This is a genomic window from Pseudoalteromonas sp. TP27 (assembly GCF_056470645.1).
This window is the reverse complement of record NZ_JARDAK010000021.1, coordinates 54,666-63,109: the sequence shown is the minus strand read 5'-3', so window position 1 is coordinate 63,109 and position 8,444 is coordinate 54,666. Positions and strand designations below refer to the sequence as shown.

General features: G+C 39.4%; 6 protein-coding genes and 1 tRNA gene. 5 read left to right on the top strand and 2 right to left on the bottom strand.

Annotation, left to right across the window (positions count from 1 at the left end; genetic code table 11):
* Positions 1-231 precede the first annotated feature (231 nt).
* Positions 232-678 carry an Hsp20 family protein gene (locus tag PX700_RS18595; RefSeq protein ID WP_165742059.1) on the top strand — a complete coding sequence of 149 codons (447 nt, stop codon included), beginning with the start codon at positions 232-234 and terminating at the stop codon, positions 676-678.
* A 61-nt stretch (positions 679-739) separates the two neighbouring features.
* On the opposite strand, the gene PX700_RS18590 is transcribed toward PX700_RS18595, so the two are convergent.
* Positions 740-2,296: a cryptochrome/photolyase family protein gene (locus PX700_RS18590; RefSeq protein WP_479521535.1), complete on the bottom strand. Its 1,557-nt coding sequence runs from the start codon at positions 2,294-2,296 to the stop codon at positions 740-742.
* Positions 2,297-2,488: 192 nt separating this feature from the next.
* A complete protein-coding gene (locus PX700_RS18585) occupies positions 2,489-2,950 on the bottom strand; it encodes a globin domain-containing protein (RefSeq protein WP_479521534.1) in 462 nt (153 codons plus the stop codon).
* Positions 2,951-3,391: 441 nt separating this feature from the next.
* On the opposite strand from PX700_RS18585, the gene PX700_RS18580 reads away from it, so the two are divergent.
* From PX700_RS18580 to infB, 4 genes are all read left to right on the top strand, one after another.
* Positions 3,392-3,468 (top strand) — tRNA-Met (locus PX700_RS18580).
* Between the two features lie 281 nt (positions 3,469-3,749).
* Entirely contained in the window at positions 3,750-4,205 is a 456-nt protein-coding gene (rimP, locus tag PX700_RS18575; protein ID WP_149594524.1) for a ribosome maturation factor RimP, read from the top strand.
* A 39-nt stretch (positions 4,206-4,244) separates the two neighbouring features.
* Positions 4,245-5,744, top strand: coding sequence for a transcription termination factor NusA (gene nusA / locus PX700_RS18570; RefSeq protein WP_166419166.1), 1,500 nt, complete (start codon positions 4,245-4,247; stop codon positions 5,742-5,744).
* A 25-nt stretch (positions 5,745-5,769) separates the two neighbouring features.
* Positions 5,770-8,430 (top strand): translation initiation factor IF-2, encoded by a 2,661-nt coding sequence (gene infB / locus PX700_RS18565; protein ID WP_415637689.1) that lies wholly within the window; start codon positions 5,770-5,772, stop codon positions 8,428-8,430.
* Positions 8,431-8,444: the final 14 nt, after the last annotated feature.

Below are 8,444 nucleotides of genomic sequence, written 5' to 3'. Positions count from 1 at the left end.
TGTTCTTAAACGAGTGGTGTTAACTTTTTAGTGCCTTTTTTATTTATTTTTAATTTTTTTAAATTAATCTCTTGAAAACAATTTTACCGTCCATATATAGTTAAGTAGGACGCCTGATGGGTCCTAAATTAAACTTAAACAATTGAAATTTATATTATTAATTAAACTTTGCTTGAGCTTGTTCAATGGAAAAGCACATGCAAAATATCGCTTAAATATGAGGATATTATTATGCGTACAGTAGACTTATCACCACTTTATCGTTCATTTATCGGCTTCGAACATTTAGCATCACTTATGGATGCGGCAGCAAGTACAGACAAGCAGCCGAGTTTTCCTCCTTACAATATAGAAGCGCTTGATAAAGACAAATACAGAATCACTATGGCCGTAGCTGGTTTTAGCGATAGTGAATTGACCATTGAGTCAGAAAACAACACATTAAAAGTTGCAGGTATTAAAGCTAACAAAGATGAAAGTAACGAACGAAAGTTTATTCATCAAGGTATAGCAGAGCGCAATTTTGAACGAAAATTCCAGCTTGGAGATCATGTAAAAGTACTTGGTGCAGATTTAGCTAACGGCTTGCTAAGCATAGAGCTACAGCGTGAAATTCCAGAAGCACTTAAACCACGAAAAATAGAAATTGGTAGTGGTAACTTACTAGAAGGTAAGTAAACTTATTTAACATTAGTTCCCCCTGATTATTTAACCGCCTCATATGAGGCGGTTTTTTTGTTTAAAGGGCTTCTAAATTATCAAGGTAGTAGGTTGCTTGTTGCAGCGTTTGTTCTTGAAGTGCTTTATCTTGTTTATCCCAGTTTCTATAAACCATACCAATGCGTGGGTTCTTTTCTAGCTTATCTCTGTGTCTATCCATAAAATGCCAATACAAGCTATTGAGCGGGCAAGCTTTATCACCTACTTTTTGTTTAACATCGTACTGACAGCTTTTGCAGTAATCGCTCATTTTATTAATGTAGTTACCACTTGCTGCATAAGGCTTTGTTGCAATTATTCCATCATCGGCAAACTGACTCATACCACGGGTGTTGGGCATTTCTACCCATTCAATAGCGTCTATGTAAACACCTAAATACCATTCATCCACTTCATCAGGATTGATTCCCGTGAGCATACAAAAATTACCAATAACCATTAATCGCTGAATATGATGAGCATAAGCAGTCTCAAGGCTTTGCTTAAGCGAGTGGCTAAGGCAATTCATTTTAGTAGAACTGTCCCAAAAATAAGATGGTAATTTATTTTTAGCTTGTAGTTGGTTTTTAGTTGCGTAATCAGGCATATTTACCAAGTAAATAGCACGAACATACTCTCTCCAGCCCAGTATTTGTCTAGTAAATCCTTCTACTTGCGAGAGTGATATCTCATCAGGTCTTTGTTCGTATTCTTTTATTACACGTTTAATTACATACAATGGATGGAGTATTTTGGCATTTAAGGCAAACGATAAACGGCTATGGTACAGGCTGGTATTATTTTTACTTTGATCTGTCATAGCATCTTGAAAGTGACCAAAGCGACTAAGTAAGTGTTCACAAAAGTATTCGAGTACTTCAATTGCCTGTTTACGCGTTGTTGACCATTGCAATATTTGCCCATCTAGCTCACCCAAGTAAGCTACACTATGCATATCTAAGCGGGCAATAATACTACTTACATCATTATTTAATAGTTTTGGTTTTGGGATATTTGCTAAGTCGGTTTTAGAAAACTTATTACGATTATTACTATCAAAATTCCATTTGCCACCTGTTGGCTTTTCATCATCAATTAATATATTAAATTGTTTACGCATAGCACGATAAAAGTGTTCCATTGTTACATGCTTGTTTTTTGTAAAGCGCGTTTTTATATCGGTGAACGGTAATAAAAAATGTTCTGTGTCTGTGGCAATCACATTAAACGAACTTTCACTTTCAAACTGAGCTAATTGAGATTTAAGCCTAAACTCATCAGGGTATTGGTATTCAATAGTATCGCACTGGTATTTACTGGCGATTCGCTTAAGTAATTCAATTAGGTTTTTGTCATCAACGGTATCATCAAGTGTTAAATGCAAAACATTAAAACCTGCCGTTTTTAATGCGTTAGCAAAGTTTTCCATGGCATTAAAAAATGCACACAGTTTTTGAACGTGATGTTTGACGTAGTCAGTTTCTTGTTTTAGCTCTGCAATCAGATAAAGCGTATCGTCGTCTTTTTGCTTGTACCATGAATGAGATGGATTCAGCTGATCGCCTAGTATTAGTCTGAGTGTTTTGTGATGAGTCATAGTAAAGCCAAATTTTTTTATACGGATATATTTAATTAAAGGATCGTTTTACTATTTAACTACGGGTGAATAGAGCAAAAAGGCTTAACCGATTATCAAGGCAATAAAGGCGTGTTAGACCATGGTGTTCAAATGAGTTTAATTAAGGGGGAAGTTAAGTAAGTTAAGTCGCCACCCCTAAAAATTGTATATCTAAATTTTATTACTTTGCTTTTGTTGTATTCTTTGCTGTAACGAAATGACATTAGACACATCAAATAGAGTACTACTGGCAAAATTTTCAAAATATCTAAGGGCTTTTTTCCAAGCGAACTGGCTCTCAGGAGTAAAGTGCCTACCAAGATGTTCCTTAAGGGTTTCGTAAAACGCGTCAGATAAAAGTGCAATGTCACTTTGTGTAGCACTGCTTTTTTTTAGGTACATTAAATGATGTGTTAAAAAAGGAGCTACCGATGCTGGTTTATCTAAATGCTTAACAATTCGCTCTAACACACAAAAGAGGGTGAAACTCTTTTCGTTAAACTGCAAGGCCGTTGGATAATTCATCTCAATACTAGATTTAGCCAATTTGCTATGAAATCGAGCCGTAAACGCATGAAAATTTGGCTTAATAATTGTTAAGTTATTTAACAATGCTGATTGTTGTTGCTTCATTTCTATCTCGCTGCAGTGAGTAATAACTATTATTATTAAGTAGGATAAAATTGATTATAGCGGGCAGTTGAAATTCTGCACGTTTTTTTAGTGTTAAAGTATGGGTTTTAGTTATATCAATTTATTTTCTAGTAAACAGTAAGCATTTGAAACATATTTTAAGCGTATTAAAGTTATTCAAATTTGGTTTGTTTGATTTTCGTTCAATGTAATAAGTGATTATATTTTATGACTTAAATATGAATATTTTATAAAGTTGACTGATTACTTATGTTACTTACGTATACATTAAATTAGCATCTTGACGCATTGGAAATTTTATAAACTAATTGCGTATTATAGTTGCTAATTACCCCACACATCCTTATAATAGCGGCCATTGTTTAGTATGTTGTAAAACAGCTAACAGCGATATTAAATTTAAGGTTTGATATCTATTGGCGCGGGATGGAGCAGTCTGGTAGCTCGTCGGGCTCATAACCCGAAGGTCGTCGGTTCAAATCCGGCTCCCGCAACCAATTCTACTAGTAAGTATTACCTTACTAATTTATATCGCGCATTCTAAGTAATGCGCGTTTTGCGTTTTAGGCTATGTAGTTTAATTAGGTCAGTTTACTGACTCGCAACCAAGCTTGGCCCTAGGCCACACAGTTTTATGCTTTATTGGTGTGACGCCCCGCTTGGTTCGGGGCGTTGTTGTATCTGCACCTTACGATTTGTGGCAATTGTCATCAAATTAAAATTTAAACTTAGTATTTTAGGGCTATAAGCCCTTTTTTTGTTTGTATGGAGGATTTTCGTGACAAAACTTGAACAAGATTTAGTAACCATGTTAACGCCTGCGGTAGAAATGTTAGGCTTTGAGTTGCATGGTCTTGAATTTGTGCAAGCGGGTCGCCATTCTACCTTAAGAGTATATATTGCTCATGAGGATGGGATCTCAGTTGATAACTGTGCGGATGCAAGTCGCCAAATTAGTGCGATTTTAGACGTCGAAGACCCAATTACAAATGAATATGATTTGGAAGTGTCGTCTCCTGGTGTTGATCGTCTATTATTCAAACAAGATCACTACGAGCAGGCGCAAGGAGAGGAAGTACGCGTGCGTACTAAACTTCCACAGGATGGTCGTCGTAATTTTAAAGGCGACTTAGTAGCAGTTAGCAACGATATGATCACACTATCTAGCGATGGTGAAGAGCATCTGATCATGCTTAGTAACATCGAACGTGCGAATTTAATCGCGAAGTTTTAAATTCGAGTGCGAAGGAATAGGGCAAGCGAGGCATTACCCATGGCAAAAGAGATATTATTGGTTGCTGAAGCCGTTTCCAATGAGAAAGCGGTTCCAAAAGAAAAGATTTTTGAAGCTCTAGAGTTCGCTCTAGCGACAGCGACAAAGAAAAAACACGATGGCGAAATTGAAGTACGTGTAGCAATTGACCGTAAAACCGGTGATTACGATACGTTCCGTCGTTGGCAGATTGCCGCTGTATTAGAAGATGGTTCTTTAGAGAATCCATACAGCGAAATCACTCTAGAAGCAGCACAGGTTGAAGAACCTGATTTGCAAATGGGTGATTATGTTGAAGAACAAATCGACTCAATCAAATTTGACCGTATTACAACACAAATGGCTAAGCAAGTTATCGTACAAAAAGTACGTGAAGCTGAGCGTGCTTTAGTTGTTGATGCATACAAAGATCAAGTAGGCGAGTTAGTAACAGGTGTAGTTAAAAAAGCAACGCGTGACTCTATTGTTCTTGATTTAGGCAATAACGCAGAAGCAGTAATTTACCGTGATGACATGTTACCACGTGAAAACTTCCGCCCGGGTGACCGTATTCGTGGCCTTTTATATGAAGTTAAGCCTGAAGCACGCGGTGCACAATTATTTGTAACGCGCTCTAAACCTGAAATGCTAATGGAATTATTCCGCATTGAGGTGCCAGAAATCGGCGAAGAGATGATTGAGTTACGTGCCGCAGCACGTGATCCAGGTTCACGCGCTAAAATTGCTGTTAAATCTAACGACAAACGCATTGACCCAATTGGTGCATGTGTTGGTATGCGTGGCGCACGAGTTCAGGCTGTATCGTCAGAACTTGGCGGTGAGCGTGTTGATATCGTACTTTACGATGACAACCCAGCACAATTTGTTATTAACGCAATGGCGCCAGCAGAAGTTGCTTCAATCGTAATGGATGAAGACACTCACTCAATGGATATCGCTGTAGAAGCAGATAACCTAGCGCAAGCAATTGGTCGTAATGGTCAAAACGTTCGTTTAGCAAGCCAGTTAACTGGCTGGGAACTAAACGTAATGACTGTTGAAGACATGCGTACTAAAAATGAAGCTGAATCTGATAAGTTACTTAACTTATTCACTGAAAATTTAGAAATTGATGATGAGTTTGCATCATTACTTATTAACGAAGGTTTCTCGACACTTGAAGAAGTGGCGTATGTACCAGCGTCTGAATTTTTAGAAATTGATGGTCTTGATGAAGAGACTGTAGATTTACTGCGTTCACGCGCAAAAGATGCATTGACAACTAAAGCACTTAAAACGGAAGAAAGCTTAGATGGCGCAGAGCCAGCTGAAGACTTACTTGCGCTTGAAGGCTTAGAGCGTCACTTAGCATTTGTGATGGCAAGCAAGGGTGTTGTTACACTTGAAGACTTGGCAGAACAAGGTATTGACGAATTAGTTGATATCACAGAAGTTTCATCTGAAAAAGCGGGTGAACTGATTATGGCTGCACGAAACATTTGTTGGTTTGCAGACGAGTAATTTATTAACGGAGGTATTACACACTATGGCAGAAGTAAATGTTGAAAAACTAGCCGGCGATATAGGTACGACTGTTGATAAATTGCTACAGCAGTTTTCACAAGCAGGTATCACTAAGCAAGCAACTGATAATGTAACAGAAGCTGAAAAAGCAACGTTACTTGATCATTTAAGTAAGCATCATGGCGGTACAGGTTCAGATGGCCCTGCGCGCATGACTTTACAACGTAAGAGCAAAAGCACGCTAAGTGTGACCGGCTCTACGGGTAAAGCAAAAGATGTTCAAGTTGAAGTTCGCAAAACACGTACTTACGTGAAGAAAAGCGCAATGGAACAAGAGCAAGAGCAAGCTCGCTTAGCTGCTGAAGAAAAAGTGCGCCTTGAAGAGCAGCAAAAAGCTGACCAAGAAGCCGCAGAATTAAAAGCGAAACAAGAGGCAGAACGCAAAGCGAAAGAAGACGCTGACCGTAAAGCCAAAGAAGAAGCTAAACGCAAAGCTGATGCAGAGCGTAAAGCGAAACAAAAGCAGATGACCCCAGAGCAAAGTGCTAAGTCTGAGAAAGATCGCATAGAAGCTGAGCGTCTGCAAAAAGAAGCAGAAGAGGCCGCATTGAAGAAAGCTGAAGAAGAAGCGAAACGTCAAGCAGAAGAAGCAAGAAAGCTAGCTGAAGAAAACTCAGCACGCTGGAAGAAAGAAGAAGAAGAACGTAAGAAACGCGAAGAAACAGCGGATCACCACCTTACGACTTCTACTTATGCACGTGAAGCAGAAGATGTTGCCGATGCTCGTGATGAGCAAGGTACACGCCGTGCTAAGAAAAAGAAAAAAGCGCCAGCAAAAGATAAATTTGCAGCGTCAAGAGGCCGTAATAAGTCTAAGCTAAAAGCGCCAGCATCATTACAACATGGTTTCCAAAAACCAACTGTTGATGTTAAAAATGAAGTGCGTATTAGCGAAACAATTACAGTAGCCGAGCTTGCATCACGCATGGCCGTTAAAGGCGCTGAAGTTGTTAAAACAATGATGAAAATGGGTGACATGGTTACTATTAACCAAGTGATTGACCAAGAAGCTGCACAACTAGTTGCAGAAGAAATGGGTCACAAAGTTATCATTGTTAAAGAAAACGAATTAGAGCAAACAGTACTTAATGACCGCCATGAAGATGGTAAGTCAGAGCCTCGTGCTCCAGTAGTAACTGTAATGGGTCACGTTGACCATGGTAAAACATCTACTCTTGATTACATTCGTTCTGCGAAGGTTGCTTCTGGCGAAGCCGGTGGTATTACACAGCATATTGGTGCATACCATGTTGACGTGAACGGTCACATGATCACGTTCTTAGATACACCAGGACATGCTGCATTTACATCAATGCGTGCTCGTGGTGCTAAAGCGACTGATATCGTAATCCTAGTGGTTGCAGCAGATGATGGTGTTATGCCACAAACTAAAGAAGCGGTACAGCATGCTCGTGCAGCTGGCGTTCCTTTAATTATTGCTGTAAACAAAATGGATAAAGAAGGCGCAGATCCAGATCGTGTTAAAAACGAACTTGCTGTACTAGACGTTATTCCAGAAGAATGGGGCGGCGATACGCAGTACGTTCATATCTCAGCTAAAACTGGCTTAGGTATTGACGACCTTCTTGAAGCAGTATTGAACCAATCTGAGCTTTTAGAGCTTTCGGCACCTACTGTAGGTATGGCGGCTGGTGTTGTTATTGAATCCCGTCTTGATAAAGGCCGTGGTCCAGTAGCATCAGTACTTGTTCAATCTGGTACGCTTAACCAAGGTGACATTGTATTATGTGGTCTTGAGTATGGCCGTGTTCGTGCAATGCGCGATGAAAACGGTAAAGACATTAAGTCTGCTGGTCCATCTATTCCAGTTGAGATTTTAGGTCTTTCTGGTATTCCAGCTGCGGGCGACGAAGCGACTGTAGTTAAAGATGAACGTAAAGCGCGTGAAGTTGCTTTATACCGTCAAGGTAAGTTCCGCGATGTTAAACTAGCACGTCAACAAAAAGCTAAGCTTGAAAACATGTTTACTAACATGACTGAAGGCGATGTTTCTGAAGTTAACGTGGTACTTAAAGCTGACGTTCAAGGTTCTATCGAAGCAATCTCTGATTCACTAACTAAACTTTCTACTGATGAAGTAAAAGTGAAGATTGTTGGTTCAGGTGTTGGTGGTATTACCGAAACTGATGCAACACTAGCTGCAGCGTCTAACGCAATTGTAGTTGGCTTTAACGTTCGTGCTGATGCTTCTGCTCGTAAAGTGATTGATACTGAAAACTTAGACCTTCGTTATTACAGCGTAATTTATGCCTTAATCGAAGAAGTTAAGCAAGCCATGTCAGGTATGCTAGCGCCAGAGTTTAAACAAGAGATCATTGGTCTTGCTCAAGTTCGTGACGTATTCAAGTCTCCAAAAATTGGCGCTATCGCTGGTTGTATGGTTACTGAAGGTGTTATTAAACGTAGCGCTCCAATCCGTGTACTACGTGAAAACGTGGTTATCTATGAAGGTGAACTTGAATCACTTCGTCGCTTTAAAGACGATGTTGCTGATGTTCGTAACGGCATGGAATGTGGTATCGGCGTTAAAAACTACAATGACGTACGTGTTGGTGACCAAATCGAAGTATTTGAAACAGTTGAAGTACAACGTACTCTATAATTGTTACTAGGGTG